Consider the following 14,281-nt stretch of genomic DNA (forward strand, 5'->3'; position numbering starts at 1 on the left):
GTCGACGGAGTTGCTGCCGCGCAAGCACCCGACACTTCCTCTCAGCTGGGCGCTGTTTGCTCGGCCAGGGGCTTTGGCGTGGGCGAGGTGGTAAACATCCCGCGCGGTAGCTCGTCAAGCGGCGTCTGCGGGGATCGCTGTCCCCGATGGTTGGTTCGGGAAGGCCTTCGTTTGACCGAAGGCCTTTCAGTCGGAGGTGATGTTGTAGTCGAGCTGTTGTCTGAGGTGACGCTCGACCAGGTCCGGATCGCCGGAGTCGATGACATCGCACAGCGTGCGATGCAAGTCTCGGAACTCCTTCTCCGGCATGCTCTCGAACCAATCGAGCCGGGCGGCGAAATACAGCTGGAGTGAGAGCTGCACACCGCGGTAGGCCTCGCTGAGGCGCTGGCTTCCGGCCTGGTCCACGAGAGCGCGGTGCAACTCCATGTCGATCTTCAGCCGCTCGGGCCAGGACATCTCCAGCTCGGTGTTCAGTAGCTGTTCGAGAAGCCCTCTGGCCTCGGGGCTTACCTTCTCTCCGCGAGCCGCGATCTCTCGCATCGCCTGGACCTCCAGGCCGATGCGCAGGAACGTGATATCGGCGAATTCCTCCGGGGAAACCTCCGACACCGACCATCCGCGATTGGGCTGATAGGTCATCAGTCCGCTCGTGGTGAGCCGGCTCAGGGCCGATCGTGCCGTGTGTCTGGCGACCTGGTATTCGGCCGCCAGTGTGGATTCACGGATCCGGTCCCCTGGCTTCAGGTCGGCCGCGATCACCCGCTCCGACAGGGCCGCGGCGAGCGCGTCGACCGCAGACACCGTCCCCAGAGGCGCCTGGCCGCCAGCAGCTTGGGCACCGTCCATGGCCCGCATCAACTCCGTGATCTGTGGGCGGTCCACCCGCTCGAGTTCGGATGCCCATGGTACGCCAACGCTCAACTGTTGCACAATTTCGTATTGACTGAGTCGCTCAACAGTGTAACTGTTGAACAATCCGCACGACCGCAGAACGGAGGGTCCGATCATGGACTCACAGGCAGGGGATACGACCTCCTACGGCAACAGCGGCGAGCATGTGCTGCTGCGGCGCTACACCGTCGTTCCGGGCAAGTGGCCCGAGCTCCTCGAAGTGATGAAGCAGATCGTGGTGGTGCGCAAGAGGCACGGGTTCCGCGTTGTCTGCGCCTTCGCCGACCGCGAGGAAAACATGCTCACCTGGGCCATCGCCTACAGCGGTGACATCGACACCGCCGCCAAGCACTACTACGAGGACCCGGACCGGATCGCGCTGCAGACGGTGAACGACTATGTGACGGAGTGGGAGGTGCGGCCGGTCGAGCCCATCGACCTCCAGGGCGACCCGTCGTGAGCTCCGAGTCAGGAGACCTGCGCGGACCTCTTCCACGCCCCGGACATGACCGATTCCCGCAGCGTCGATCCTGATCTCCGCACCGAATTTCAGAACGAAGAAGGAACATGGCACACGTCTTGATCACAGGTGGCTCGGGCCTCATCGGATGGCGGGTCGTCGAGAGCCTGGTCGAGCTAGGCCACGACGTCGTGGTGCTCGATTCCCAGCCCAACCACGCGAACCTCGAACCGGTCGCGGACAAGATCACCGTAGTCGCGGGAAGCGTCACCGACCTGCCCACGATCCTGAGGGTGATGAAGCGACATCACGTGGACCACGTGATCCATCTCGCGGCACTGGTCACCCAGTTCGCGCTGCGCGACCCCGCGGCCGCCTTCCAGGTGAACACGCTGGGCACGGCGAACATCTTCGAGGCGGCCGACGCCCTGGAGGCGAAGCGCGTCGTGTGGACCAGTTCGGTCACCGCGCTCTCGGCGCCCGACGACTATGACAACACGCTCGTCGCCGAGGAGTATCCGCGGATCTCCACGCACCCCTACGGTGCGTCGAAGTTCGGTGCGGAGATCGTCGCGAACCGGTTCGTGCAGGACCGCGGTCTGGACATCATCGGGATCCGTCCCGCTCTGGTCTACGGCATCGGCAGGTTGGGCGGAGGCGCCGGGCTCTTCAACGAGGCCGTACGTCGGCTGGCGCTGGAGAAGTCGACCGAACTGCTCGGCTCCAGCACGCTGCACCAGCCGATCTACAACAAGGACATGGCCCAGCTGCTGGTACAGGCCCTCTTCGTGGACCGCCCCGAACACCATCTGTTCAACGTTCCGACGCTGAAGGCCTACACGAACGAGGAGCTGGAGGCCGAACTCAGCGCGGCATTCCCGGATGCGGACGTGCGAGTGGCTCCAGCGCCCGACTACATACCCAAGGTGCCGGCAGTGGACGGCTCCCGAGCCCAGCGCGAACTGGGCTTCACACCCCGCTACTCGCTCGTCGACGGTGTCCGCGAACTCGTCGATCTCTTCCGCGGCGGCGACGCGACGACTGACGTGCGGCCGAGCACCGCGCTCCCGACATCCTCGACCGGACAAGGCACCCGCTGAGAAGGGACATGCTGTGACCACCGTGACTCATTGGCAGGATGTCGACAACAACCTGACCACGCCCTCGTTCTTCTCCACCGGAGGACATCACGAGGTATTCGCCCGGCTGCGGGCCGAGGACCCCGTGCACTGGACCGAAGGGAACTCGGCGCGCCCCTTTTGGTCAGTGACCCGGTACGAGGACTGCACCGCCGTACTGGAAGATGCGGAAACCTTCAGCTCCGAACATGGCGGCATCATGCTGGAGACCGCCGAGTATCCGTCCGCCGAGGAGCGCGAGCCTCTCGGCTACGGATCCAACCCGACGATGACGGACCCACCCCGCCATCTCCAGATCCGCCGACCGTTCAACAAGCACTGGGCGGCGCCTTCGGTCGGCCGTCTCCGGGAACAGATCCAGGACTGCGTCGACACGATCATGGCGGAGGTTCTCCCGCGCGGTGAGTGCGACTTCGTCGAGGACGTCGCCGCCCAGCTCCCCGCCCGCCTGGTCAGCGACATCATGGGCGTTCCGGAGGAGGACCGCGCCAAAATCCGGCAGTATTGCGGCGGTTTCCTCAGCCCGCACGACCCTCGCTACCAGATCGACGGCGACTCGCGGCTCACCCTGCGCACGATGATGCACAACCTGCACAGCTATATGTTCGAGCTGGCTCTGCAACGGCGCGAAGATCCCCGCGACGATTTCACCTCCGTAGCGGCGCAGCTGAAAGTGAACGGCAGGCCACTGGACGACCGCGACCTCGGCTGGTGGACGTTCTCGTTCGTGGCCGCCGGGCTGGAGAGCACCCGTAACGGCCTGGCGGTGGGCGTCCTCGAACTTCTGAAGCACCCCGAGCAGGCGGAGCGCCTGCGGTCGAACTCCTCGCTGGTGCCCACCGCAACCGAGGAGATCCTGCGCTGGGTCACGCCGTCGAAGTACAAGTGGCGGATCGCGACCCGCGACTGCGAGATCGGTGGGCGAGCGGTCCGCCAGGGAGACTGGGTGGTCTGCTGGCTCGTCTCGGCCAACAGGGACGAAGAGGTCTTCACCCGGCCCGACCAGCTGGACGTGGGCCGCAACCCCAACCCGCACCTGGCGTTCAGCGTCGGCGAGCACAGCTGTATCGGCCGGCACCTGGCACGGCTCGAACTTCAGGTCGCTCTGACGGCGACCATGCAGCGGATGACGAACCTGCGAGTCGCGGGCCCCTTCGAGTGGCAGCACTCGGACAACCACACAGCGCTTGTGAATCTCCCGGTGACGTTCGACCGAACCTGACCCCGGCCACTGCGAGAAGGAAGACCAGGAACGTGCCGAAAGTACATTACAACCTGCCCGGTGGCGAGACCCGTCCGGTGGACGTGCCCTCGGGGGAGAGCGTGATGAAGGGAGCGGTCAACCATGGCGTTCCCGGAATCGTCGGTGAATGCGGCGGGCAGTTGACCTGCGCCACCTGCCACGTCCACGTGGCGGAGGAGTGGACGGACACGTTCGCTCCCGCGGACGAGGAGGAAGCCGACCTCCTCGACATTGTCGACGATCTCAGGCCGAACAGCCGGCTCGGCTGTCAGCTCTTGGTCACGGCAGACCATGACGGGATTGTCGTCGACGTACCGAACGGATAGCCCGCAGGCTCTCCCCTCAACATCCCCATCACCGGAAGCAAGGCACATGAACATCGATCAGCCTTACGACATCGTGGTCGTCGGATGCGGTCATGGCGGTGCGCAGGTGGCTGTCGCATTGCGGCAGAACGGATTCACCGGGTCGGTGGCGCTGGTCGGCGACGACCATAGCCTGCCGTACGAACGCCCGCCGTTGTCCAAGGAGTATTTGCTGGGTACCAAGCACCTCGACGAATTGCTCATACGCCCGCCTGAGTTCTGGACGGAGCGGGGCGTCGACTTCGTGCTCGGCCGGGCGGTGGAGGCCGTCGACTCAGTCGGCCACCGGGTCGTCCTGACCGACGGTACGTCCTTGGGCTACCGGCGGCTGGTGTGGGCGGCCGGTGGAACCGCCCGGAAGTGGAACGGTCCTGGTGCAGGTCTCAAGGGCCTGCACTCCGTGCGGAACGCCGCGGACATCGACCGCATCACCGATGCGCTGGACGGCGTCAGCCGTGTGTGCATCATCGGTGGCGGTTACATCGGACTGGAGACCGCAGCAGTGATGCGGCAGCTCGGGAAGGACGTCACGCTGCTCGAAGCGGCGGACCGGGTGCTGGCACGTGTGGCGGGTGAGACGGTTTCCCGGTTCTTCGAGGCGGAACACCGCCGGCGCGGGGTCGACGTCCGGACGGGAGCCGTCGTGTCCGGCTTCAAGGAACGTGACGGAAGGGTCTGCGCCGTCGAACTCGGGGACGGCACCGAGATCCCCTGCGGACTGGTCGTCGTCGGGATCGGCATCGACCCGGTCGTAGCGCCGCTGCAAGGCGCGGGGGCGAGCACGGACAACGGCGTCGTCGTCGACACGCACTGCATGACATCCCTGCCGGACGTGTACGCGGTCGGCGACTGCGCGGTGCGGGCCAACACGTACGCGCACGGTAGGCCGGTCCGGCTTGAGTCCGTACACAACGCGACGGACCAGGCGAACATCGTCGCCCGCCATATCTGCGGCCTTCCGCACATGGACGAGACCCTCCCGTGGTTCTGGTCCCACCAGTACGACATACGGCTGCAGACGGTCGGCCTGTCAGCGGGACACGACCTGGCCGTCACCCGGGGCGACATCGTCGCGGGACGCTTCTCGGTCGTGTACGTCCGGGAGGGCAGCGTCATCGCTCTGGACTGCGTGAACTCCACGAAGGAATTCGTCCAGGGGCGTTCCCTGGTGATGCAGGACGTCTCGACGTGTCTCGATCAGCTGGGGGACATCAGCGTGCCGCTCAAGAAGATGGCGCAAGGACGGTCCCCGGCCACCAACACTCTTCAAACGCCCACATAGCTCATACAGAGGAGACCCGCCATGGGACAGACAATGGCAGCCAAAATCCTGGGCAGGAGAGCCGGAAAGACGGACACCCACACAGGCGATGTGCTGTTGCCCTCCATAGACCTGATGACCTGTCTGGACGGCACCACCTTCATCGATGCGTTCAACGCCGACAAGCTCAGGGTCTGGGACCCGGAGCGGGTCATCTTCTGCTTCGACCACGGCTTCCAGCCGGACTGGATGCCGGTCGCCGCTGTCACCGAACACCCCAAGATCCGCAAGTTCGCGCGGGACCAGGGCATACCGATCGAGAACGTCCACGACTACGGCCGCAACGGTTTGTCGCACCAGATTCCCGTGGAACAGGGCTGGGCGCTTCCCGGCACGATCTGCATGGGCACGGACACCCAGAGCTCGACGATGGGCGCCGCCAACTGTTTCGCGATGCCGTGCATGTACGGGGCGGATGCCGCTCTGCTCACCGGTAAGGTGTGGATGCAGGTCCCCGAGTGCATCCAGGTGTACGTCACCGGCAGCCTGCCGCACGGAGTGAACGGCAAGGACGTCGGGTATCGCCTCATCCGGGACCTGGGCGATGTGGTGAACGGGCGGGTCATCGAGTTTGCCGGCCCTGGCCTCGCCGGGCTCTCCGTCGACGTGCGTATGGCCATCTGCAACGCCGCGGTCCAGGTCGGGGCACTGACCATGATCTTCCCGGCGGACCAGGTGCTGGCCGACTATCTCGACGGGCGTGCCCGCAGTCCCTTCGAGCCGGCGAGCCCCGACCCTGACGCCGACTACGTGGCCCGGTACGACTACGACCTGGCTACCTTCGAGAACCTGGTGGCCGGTCCGCACGAGATCAGCCTGGTGCGCCCGGTCAGCGACGTCGCGGGACTTGAGATCAACGCCGCCAACATCGGATCGTGCGCGAGCGGCAGGCTCTCCGACCTCGCCCTGGCGGCGGAAGTACTGCGGGGACGGAGGGTTCACCCGGACGTACGCCTGTTCATCACCCCCATTTCAGCCGAAACGGCCGACCAGGCCGAGCGGGCCGGCCTGTTCCGCGTGTTCCTCGACGCGGGAGCCACGATCACTCAGCCCGGGTGCGGCGGTTGTTACAGCGGAAACCTTTCCCCACTGAAGCTCGGCGACGGCGAACGGTGCATATCCACCTCGGTGGAGACCCTCAAGGGACGCATGGGAAGCCAGGAAGCGGAGATCTACCTCGGCAGCGCCGCGGTAACCGCGGCCTCCGCCGTCGCCGGGAAGATCGTCGAACCCACCTCGTATCTGCAGGACCTGGAGGCCACCCGATGATTCTCGACGGCAGAGTCTGGAGGTACGGCGACAACATCAAGGCCACTGACCTGGTGTCCCCGCGGTACGACAAGGAAGGCATGCAGCGTCAGTGGGACGAGTGCGCCAAGCACCTCCTGGAGGACATCGACCCGGCCATGGCCGGCGCCGTGCAAGCCGGCGACATCCTGGTCGCCGGTGAGAACCTCGGCGCCGGTCACGCGCACTACTACATGGCCGCGATCATGGGATCGTCCGCCAGCGGCCTCGGAGCCCTGCTCGCCGAGAGTGTCAACGCCCTCTTCCTGCGCGCCGCGATCGACGCGGGAGTGGCGGCATGGGGCCTGCCCGGCCTTAGCGAGTTCGTGGAAACCGGCGACCACCTCCACCTCGACCTGCGGACGGGTGTCGCGAAGAACGTCACGCAGGGCACCGAGAAGCAGTTCCCCGCGGTCAGTGACGTGATCCTGCAGATCCTCGATGCCAAGGGCAGCCGCAACTGGGCACTGCGCTCGGTGGGGGCCGAGCACGCTATTCGCTAGGCCCGAAGCATCCGACGAAAGTGACTTCACCCATGAAGATGACCACGAAGCTGCGCCAGTTGCTCGCTGATGGACTGGTGGTGGCTCCTGGCTGCTACGACGCCTTCTCGGCACGCCTGGCCGAGATAGCGGGCTTCGACGCCGTTCACCTCACCGGGCTGGGCGTCGAAGCGACGCAACTCGGCGCTCCCGACCTCGGTCTGCTGAGCCTCACCGAACTGTCGGCACACGCGGCGAGGATGACCGCCGCGGTGGACATTCCCGTGCTGGCCGACATCGACACCGGCTTCGGCGGCGTACTCAACGTGCACCGCACCATCCGGGAGATGGAGCGCGCCGGTGTGGCAGGCGTGCACATCGAGGACCAGCAGCAGCCCAAACACTGCCCAGTCCTGGCTGGCCGGAGCGTGGTCAGCATCGACGAGGCGCTCGCACGGATCACCGCAGCGTGTCAGGCGCGCACGGATCCTGACTTCGTCATCGTGGCGCGCACCGACGCCGACGTCATCTCGATCCGCGAGGTGATCGACCGTTGCAACGCATACCTCGAAGCCGGCGCCGACATGGCCATGCCGATCACGATGGAGGCCGACGGCCGCCCGTATGCTGACCTGTCGCCTGATGAACAGATGAATCTGCTCCGGTTGTTGGCCAAGGAGATCAACGGTCCCGTCATGGGAATGGGAGACGGACCGCCCGCGGGTTACACCACGGCGGACTTGGCCGAGGCCGGTTTCTCCTTCATGATGTTCGCCGCTTCACCGTTGGCCGCCTCGGCCAACGCCATCGCACAATTGATGCAGCACATCAAGGAAAACGGAACGGACGCGGGCTACCGCGCCGCCAACCCCGGAAAGTACCACAGCCCTCTCGAAATCATGCGGGCAATGCACCTCGACAGGTACGCGGAACTGGAAAAGGACGCCACCACGACCTGAGGGGGTCGAGGAATCGACGGGAAACTCATTATGGACCGCTGATCCGAAGCGGTATGCGTTCCGGTCAGTTGAGTTTTTGGGCCGATACCGCTTCGATCAGTACGACTCCGTCGCCCTCGCATGTTCGCCCAGCTCCGTTCGTGAGAGCCGAACGGAGCCGGGTGCTGGAGGGCGAGGCATTTAACCTCATGCTTGCCCGGGCCAGTTCGCCGAGACGATCGTGCCCTTCGCCCGCAAGGCGTGGGACGACCTGCAACACCCCGAGGACGGCGTAGTCCGCTTCGACCGCGACCACTATCTGAAGATCTGGGCCCTCACCCGCCCGCAGACCACCGCCGAATACCTGCTCCTGGATGAGGCCCAGGACACCAACCCTGTGGTCGAGCAGATCTTCACCGACCAGCGCGATCACGCCCAGCTGGTCAAGGTCGGCGACTCCGCCCAGGCCATCTACCACTGGCGCGGCGCCCGCGACGTCATGACCGGCTTCGACGGCACCGCCCTGTCCCTGTCCCAGTCCTTCCGCTTCGGCCGCCCGGCCGCCGAGGCCAACCGCGGGCTCGCCCTCACAGACGCCTCGATCCGCATGACCGGCCGAGACAGCGCTCACCGAAATGGGGCCGGCAGAGCGGCCGGAGGCGGTGTTGTGGCGCACCAACGTCGGCGCCATGGCCGCCGTCATGGACATCCAGGCCACCGGCCACCAGGTCGGCCTGGTCGGAGAGGAGGGCAGCCTGCAGGCCCTGGCACTGGCCGCCCGAGACCTGAAGGAAGGCCGCCGCACAGGCCACCCGGAGCCCCGCCGGTCTTCGCGCGCATCGTCGAAGTCTCTGAGCAACTCCTTGCGGAACTCGGCGAGCCTCCACGGTCGAAGACGGCGCAGGGAGCGAGATCTCGCGGACGTGCCTTCGAACGGCTCATCGCCGACTCAGCCGCGACATCCGGGTGGTCACACGGCTGCGGCAAGTGCGTTGGTCCGCTTACAGGAGCGCGGGTTCATTCAATGAAATCGAGGTTTCACGGCACCGACCCAATGCGTAGGTTCTGGCAAACCTGATCGCGGCGCTGAGAGGCCTGGGTCGGGTGTTGAACTGACGGCCGTTACCCAGTCAGGATCCGATGATGTCGGATCAGCTGATACGCAATGGATGTGTCCACATGACAGATAGCAATGATGCATCTGATCTCGAAGGCGACGCCTCGGCATTGAGGTCCGTCGGTCTCGAAGAGCATTTCATCGTCCCGGATGTGCTCGCCGCCTGGCAGGCTCTGGATCCCATCCTGCAGGACTTTGCATTGATCCCGGCGAGCAGGGGCGAGATGGCCCACCAGCTGGCAGACCTCGGTGAGCGCCGGCTGGCCGACATGGCGGAGACCGGCCTCGATGTGCAGGTGTTGTCCCTGACCACGCCTGGTGTGCAGAGCCTGGACGCGGACGCGGCCGTCACCCTGCAGTTCGCCGCGAACGAGCTGATCGCGGAGACAGTCCGGTCTCGTCCCGAGCATTATCAGGGGCTTGCGGCGCTGGCCACTCCGGCCCCGGAGAAGGCGGCACGGGAACTCGAACGAGCTGTGACCGAACTCGGGCTCGACGGTGCAATGCTGTACGGCCGCACTCGCGACGAGAATCTCGATCAGCCCCGGTTCTGGTCGATCTTCGAGGCTGCCGAGGCTCTGCGCGCACCCCTCTACCTGCATCCGCAGACACCGCCGCCGTCGGTGCGCGAGGCCTACTACAGCGGACTGGACGCGGCCGGCGTGGCACTGGGAACGCATCGCCTCGGCTGGCACTACGAGACCGGTGTGCAGTTGCTGCGATTGATCACCAGCGGAGTCTTCGATCGGTTCCCCGATCTGCAGGTCGTTGTCGGGCACTGGGGCGAGTCCGTGCTGTTCTACCTGGAACGGCTCGAGCCGATCGCCGCGATCGCGGGACTGGAACGACCGCTCGTGGAGTACTTCCGCACCAACATCTCCGTGACGCCGAGCGGTATGTTCAGCCCGCGATACCTGCGATGGGCGATCGACCTCGTCGGAGTGGACCGCATCATGTTCGCCACGGACTATCCCTTCGAAGTCGCCCCATCAGGTGGCGCGCGCCGCTTCCTCCAAGAGGCGGACCTGAGCGATGCGGACCGCGTGAAGATCGCTTCCGGGAACTGGGAGCGACTGCGCGCGGGTATCCGGCGTTGATTGACCGATCCATGCAGACGTGGCGAGAGGAATACGATGACTGACATCCCTTTGCGGGTTGGCGTCGCTAAATACGACAACACGAGCGCGCTTTTCGACGGCAGTGTACGGATCAACGGCGCCGAGGCGACCTTCGAGAGTCTCGGGATCGTTTCGGAGATCTTCGAAGAGACCGTCCGGAATCGCGGATTCGACGTGGCCGAGCTCGGGCTGACATTCTACCTGCGAACCCTGGAGATGCCGGACCCGGAATACATGGCCATACCGGTGTTTCCGAACCGGCATTTCCGGCACTCGGCGATCTATGTGAACGCATCGAGCGGTATCGACAAGCCGGAGGACCTCATCGGTAAGACGATCGGTGAGTTCGCGACGTATGGTCACGACGCCGGCATCTGGCCCAAGGGTATCCTCGCCGACGATTACGGTGTGACGCCGGATCAGTCGCGGTGGGTGGTAGGCGGTACGAACTGGTACCAGCAGCCATTCGACTTCATCCCGTTCCTGCATCCTTCGGACGTTGAAGTCACGACGACGCCGGAGGGCACGACGCTGGACAGGATGCTGGTTGCGGGCGAGATCGACGCATTGATCACGGCGATCGTCCCGCAGAGCGTGATGGCCGGTTCGGAACTGGTGCGCCCGTTGTTCCCGGACGCGGAAGCTGTCGAGCGCGAGTACTTCGCGCGGACCGGTATCTACCCGATTATGCACACCGTGGTCATCCGCCGTAGGTTGCTCGCCGAGCATCCGGGGCTGGAGCACGCTGTGTTCCAGGCCTTCTGTGAGTCCCGGGACGCGGCGGTGAACCGTTACGAAGGTTACGGCAGGATGGGACAGCAGTCGGACTACATGGTGCCGTGGCTTGATCATCTGTACGAACGAAATCGCAAGCTGCTGGGGGAGGGCTCGTGGAAGCACGGGCTCGCCGCGAACCGGAAGACGATCGACACATTCCTGCGCTACACGTATGAGCAGGGCTTGTCGAAGACCCGCCTGACGTGTGAGGACATATTCATCGGCAGCCTTCTGGACACCTGACTTTCCGCTTTTGGTCTCCTCCTTTCTGGCTCGATACGACCCCGTTACCGACCTTCAAAGCGTGGTGTCGGTGGGGCTGACGGCCCATGATCCCTGCGGTATGCCGGGTGCATGAGGTACGCGCAAGGGGGCGGGCTGACCGACGAGCGGCGCGCGTTTCGCGAGAAGTTGCGGATGGAGGCGGCCGAGCGTTTCCAGCAGGGCGACGAGAACGCGGACATCGCGCATGACCTGCGCGTCGGCGTCCGGTCGGTACAGCGCTGGCGCAAGACCTGGTCACAGGGTGGGCCGAGAGCCCTGGCCTCGAAGGGGCCGGCATCGCTGCCGCTGCTCAGCGACGAACTCTTCGCCGTGCTCGAGCGGGAACTGCTCAAGGGCACGGTCGCGCACGGCTGGCCGGACCAGACCTGGACCCTGTCGCGGATCAAGACCCTGATCGGGCGCCGGTTCCACAAGAGCTACACCGTCCAGGGTGTCGCCGCGCTGCTCAGACGGCATGGCTGGACCTGCCAGGTTCTCGCTCGCCGTGCCGTCGAGCGAGACGAGGCGGCGGTGGCCGGCTGGGTGAAGGAGACCTGGCCGCAGGTGGAAGGACCGTGGCGGCGCTCGGCGCCTGGCTCGTCTTCGAGGACGAAGCCGGATTCTCGATGACGCCGCCGACCACCCGCACCTGGTCCCGCCACCTCACGGCAGGGATGCGTCGTTACATCGCTGACCGTGACTGGCTTACCCTCTTCCAACTGCCGCCCTACGCACCCGACCTCAACCCCGTCGAAGGCATCTGGTCCGTACTACGGCGCACCGTCGTGGCCAACCGGGCCTTCGCCGACCCCGACGACCTGATCACCGCTGTCCGTCGGGGACTACGCCAGCTCCAGTACCGCCCCGACGTCCTCGACGGCTGCCTCACCGGCACAGGCCTCCAGCGCGAGCCACCATGACGACATCACGCATTCAAGGTCAGTAAGCAATCACTCGACACCATCCGCCTCGACCACCTCGCCGAAACCCACCACTGCCCGCCCAAGGCGGAGGCCGCCAACCCCGCCACCCCGTCGACACAAACAGCCCTGACCAGCACAAACACCAGCCGAGTCTTTTCACACCAGAGCCACCTGCGACAAACCCAGTCCCACTCAGCGCACACCACACAGCCCCAGCTCGCACACCCCGGCCACCCCGCTGGAACCGGTCACCCGGCCTTTCAACAAACCAGCAACACACCAGGCCAGCCACCATCCCGTACACCAACAAGCCCTCCCTCGGGCGTCAGGTGAAGTCGCCCCAGGACCGTAACTCTTGACCTGCGGGTCAAAAACAAGGCATGCTGGTCCTATGAGTCGCCCCAAGGAGTTCGACCCCGACCGAGCTGTTACGGAGGCGATGCATGTCTTTTGGACACAGGGGTACGGCGCGACCTCGCCGCAGCAGTTGGCCGATCGGCTGCAGATCGGCAAGGGCAGTCTCTACAACGCCTTCGGGGGCAAGCGCCAACTGTTCGACCTCGCCCTGAGTCGCTACCTCGACCTTCGGGTCGAGGTTCTCACGTACTGGCTGGAAGCAACCGAGCCGGCCAAGGACCTCCTGCGTGAGGCCCTGATGTTCTTCGCGGAAAGCGACCTTGCCGATCCCGACCGCCGCGGATGCCTGGTGGTCAACAGCGCCGTCGAGTTCGGCCGCCTGGACGAGGCCGTGGCCACGCAAGTTCGCAACTTGTTCGATCAAGTGGAGAGCGTCTTCGAATCACTTGTCGCCCGAGGCCAGCGCGAGGGCGACATTCGCAGCGACGTCGACGCGAAGACGCTGGCGAGCATGCTCCTCAACACCGTTACGGGACTCCATGTCCTGTCACGCCTCGAGCCGGGTCCGGATCGCATGACCCGCATCGTCGACGCGACGCTCGCACTGCTCTGACACGGCAATTTCCCCTTCCTCCTTCCGCCTACCCTAATTCTGTACCTGCAGGTCAAAAATATTTCTTCGACTCACATACCCACCATGAGGAGCAAAGCCATGAACGCCGCCCTGACCCTCAGAACCTTCGACGCGCCGACCCGGCCGTTGAACATTGCGCTGCCCATCGACCCGCCCGAGGGTGGCTGGACCTGGCCGCCGACATCAGTGACGCTGATCGCAGGCGAGAACGACGCCGTCTTGATCGACACGCTGCCCACCGTCGAGGACTCACGCAACCTGGCCGACTGGATCGAAGCGAGCGGCAAGCGGCTCACGCACATCTTCATCACGCACGGCCACATCGACCACTACCTCGGCATCGCTCCGCTCAAGGCGAGGCTCCCCCACGTCAAGGTCGTGTCGACCGCTGCCACCGCCGCCTTCATCGCCGAAGAGCAGAAGACCAAGCGCGACACCACGACCTACTCCGCGATCTTCGCCGACGTCGTCGTCGAGGAAATCGTCATCCCTGAGGCGCTGCCCGCCGACGGCCGCTTCAACCTTGAGGGCCACGACATCATCGGCGTCTCGGCCGGCCAGTCCGACCTGAGCGAGTCCTCCTACGTCTGGGTGCCCGAGCTGTCTGCCGTCGTTGTCGGCGACATCGCCTACAACGACGTGCACGTCCCCCTGTTCGAGAGCGCCCCCGAGACCCGCAAGGGCTGGATCGCCACCCTGAAGGAGATCCAGAGCCGCAGCCCCCAGGTCGTCGTCGCGTCTCACCGCAAGGCCGGCGCCGTCAACGACGCCAGCTCGCTGGCCAAGACCATCGAGTACGTCGAGCTCGGCGACAAGCTGCTGAGCGCCGACCCGCGCCCGAGCCTGGCCGAGTTCGTCGCCCAGATGGTCGAGGCCAACCCAACCCGTGTCAATGTCACGACGTTGCTCTACAGCTGCGTCATCCAGGGGCTTCAGTAACACCACGACCGGGCCGCGTTGAT

At 65.3% G+C, this 14,281-nt stretch carries 15 protein-coding genes and 1 pseudogene; 15 read left to right on the forward strand and 1 reads right to left on the reverse strand.

All coding sequences use genetic code 11. The annotated features are described in order from the left end of the window. Positions 1 to 186 precede the first annotated feature (186 nt). Positions 187 to 885: a GntR family transcriptional regulator gene (locus ACFXB5_RS01120; RefSeq protein ID WP_385201187.1), complete on the reverse strand. Its 699-nt coding sequence runs from the start codon at positions 883 to 885 to the stop codon at positions 187 to 189. Positions 886 to 1,009: 124 nt separating this feature from the next. On the opposite strand from ACFXB5_RS01120, the gene ACFXB5_RS01125 reads away from it, so the two are divergent. The 15 genes and pseudogenes from ACFXB5_RS01125 (at position 1,010) to ACFXB5_RS01195 (ending at position 14,258) form a co-directional block, all read left to right on the forward strand. Then, positions 1,010 to 1,354, forward strand: coding sequence for a hypothetical protein (locus ACFXB5_RS01125; RefSeq protein ID WP_385201188.1), 345 nt, complete (start codon positions 1,010 to 1,012; stop codon positions 1,352 to 1,354). A gap of 107 nt (positions 1,355 to 1,461) precedes the next feature. Continuing rightward, the gene (locus ACFXB5_RS01130; protein ID WP_385201190.1) at positions 1,462 to 2,454 is read left to right on the forward strand and encodes an NAD-dependent epimerase/dehydratase family protein; all 993 of its coding nucleotides are present in this window, start codon (positions 1,462 to 1,464) and stop codon (positions 2,452 to 2,454) included. A gap of 13 nt (positions 2,455 to 2,467) precedes the next feature. Then, positions 2,468 to 3,715, forward strand: a complete 1,248-nt coding sequence (locus tag ACFXB5_RS01135; protein ID WP_385201192.1) for a cytochrome P450 — start codon at positions 2,468 to 2,470, stop codon at positions 3,713 to 3,715. A 32-nt stretch (positions 3,716 to 3,747) separates the two neighbouring features. Further along, the gene (locus ACFXB5_RS01140; protein WP_385201194.1) at positions 3,748 to 4,062 is read left to right on the forward strand and encodes a 2Fe-2S iron-sulfur cluster-binding protein; all 315 of its coding nucleotides are present in this window, start codon (positions 3,748 to 3,750) and stop codon (positions 4,060 to 4,062) included. 46 nt (positions 4,063 to 4,108) lie between these two features. Continuing rightward, complete coding sequence (locus ACFXB5_RS01145; protein WP_385201196.1) at positions 4,109 to 5,383, forward strand: NAD(P)/FAD-dependent oxidoreductase; 1,275 nt, start codon at positions 4,109 to 4,111, stop codon at positions 5,381 to 5,383. Positions 5,384 to 5,404: 21 nt separating this feature from the next. After that, a complete protein-coding gene (locus ACFXB5_RS01150; protein ID WP_385201198.1) occupies positions 5,405 to 6,691 on the forward strand; it encodes an aconitase family protein in 1,287 nt (428 codons plus the stop codon). Continuing rightward, positions 6,688 to 7,212 (forward strand): hypothetical protein, encoded by a 525-nt coding sequence (locus tag ACFXB5_RS01155; RefSeq protein ID WP_385201199.1) that lies wholly within the window; start codon positions 6,688 to 6,690, stop codon positions 7,210 to 7,212. Before ACFXB5_RS01150 ends, ACFXB5_RS01155 begins: the two co-directional genes overlap by 4 nt. A gap of 32 nt (positions 7,213 to 7,244) precedes the next feature. Then, on the forward strand, positions 7,245 to 8,150 hold the full coding sequence (locus ACFXB5_RS01160; RefSeq protein ID WP_385201201.1) for an oxaloacetate decarboxylase: 906 nt from the start codon (positions 7,245 to 7,247) through the stop codon (positions 8,148 to 8,150). A gap of 202 nt (positions 8,151 to 8,352) precedes the next feature. Then, positions 8,353 to 8,947 (forward strand): annotated as a pseudogene (locus ACFXB5_RS01165) (UvrD-helicase domain-containing protein); the annotation flags it as partial. A gap of 361 nt (positions 8,948 to 9,308) precedes the next feature. Next, entirely contained in the window at positions 9,309 to 10,343 is a 1,035-nt protein-coding gene (locus ACFXB5_RS01170) for an amidohydrolase family protein (protein WP_385201203.1), read from the forward strand. Positions 10,344 to 10,379: 36 nt separating this feature from the next. After that, positions 10,380 to 11,384 (forward strand): 4,5-dihydroxyphthalate decarboxylase, encoded by a 1,005-nt coding sequence (locus ACFXB5_RS01175; protein WP_385201205.1) that lies wholly within the window; start codon positions 10,380 to 10,382, stop codon positions 11,382 to 11,384. 111 nt (positions 11,385 to 11,495) lie between these two features. After that, positions 11,496 to 12,035 carry a winged helix-turn-helix domain-containing protein gene (locus ACFXB5_RS01180; RefSeq protein ID WP_385201207.1) on the forward strand — a complete coding sequence of 180 codons (540 nt, stop codon included), beginning with the start codon at positions 11,496 to 11,498 and terminating at the stop codon, positions 12,033 to 12,035. After that, on the forward strand, positions 11,981 to 12,325 hold the full coding sequence (locus ACFXB5_RS01185; protein WP_385201209.1) for a transposase: 345 nt from the start codon (positions 11,981 to 11,983) through the stop codon (positions 12,323 to 12,325). The genes ACFXB5_RS01180 and ACFXB5_RS01185 overlap by 55 nt, the downstream gene beginning before the upstream one ends. A 394-nt stretch (positions 12,326 to 12,719) precedes the next feature. Further along, the gene (locus tag ACFXB5_RS01190; RefSeq protein ID WP_385201211.1) at positions 12,720 to 13,298 is read left to right on the forward strand and encodes a TetR/AcrR family transcriptional regulator; all 579 of its coding nucleotides are present in this window, start codon (positions 12,720 to 12,722) and stop codon (positions 13,296 to 13,298) included. 99 nt (positions 13,299 to 13,397) lie between these two features. Next, positions 13,398 to 14,258 (forward strand): MBL fold metallo-hydrolase, encoded by an 861-nt coding sequence (locus tag ACFXB5_RS01195; RefSeq protein WP_385201212.1) that lies wholly within the window; start codon positions 13,398 to 13,400, stop codon positions 14,256 to 14,258. Positions 14,259 to 14,281 lie beyond the last annotated feature (23 nt).

The organism is Streptomyces sp. NPDC059455 (assembly GCF_042750115.1).
GTDB classification, from domain to species: Bacteria; Actinomycetota; Actinomycetes; order Streptomycetales; family Streptomycetaceae; genus Streptomyces; species Streptomyces endocoffeicus.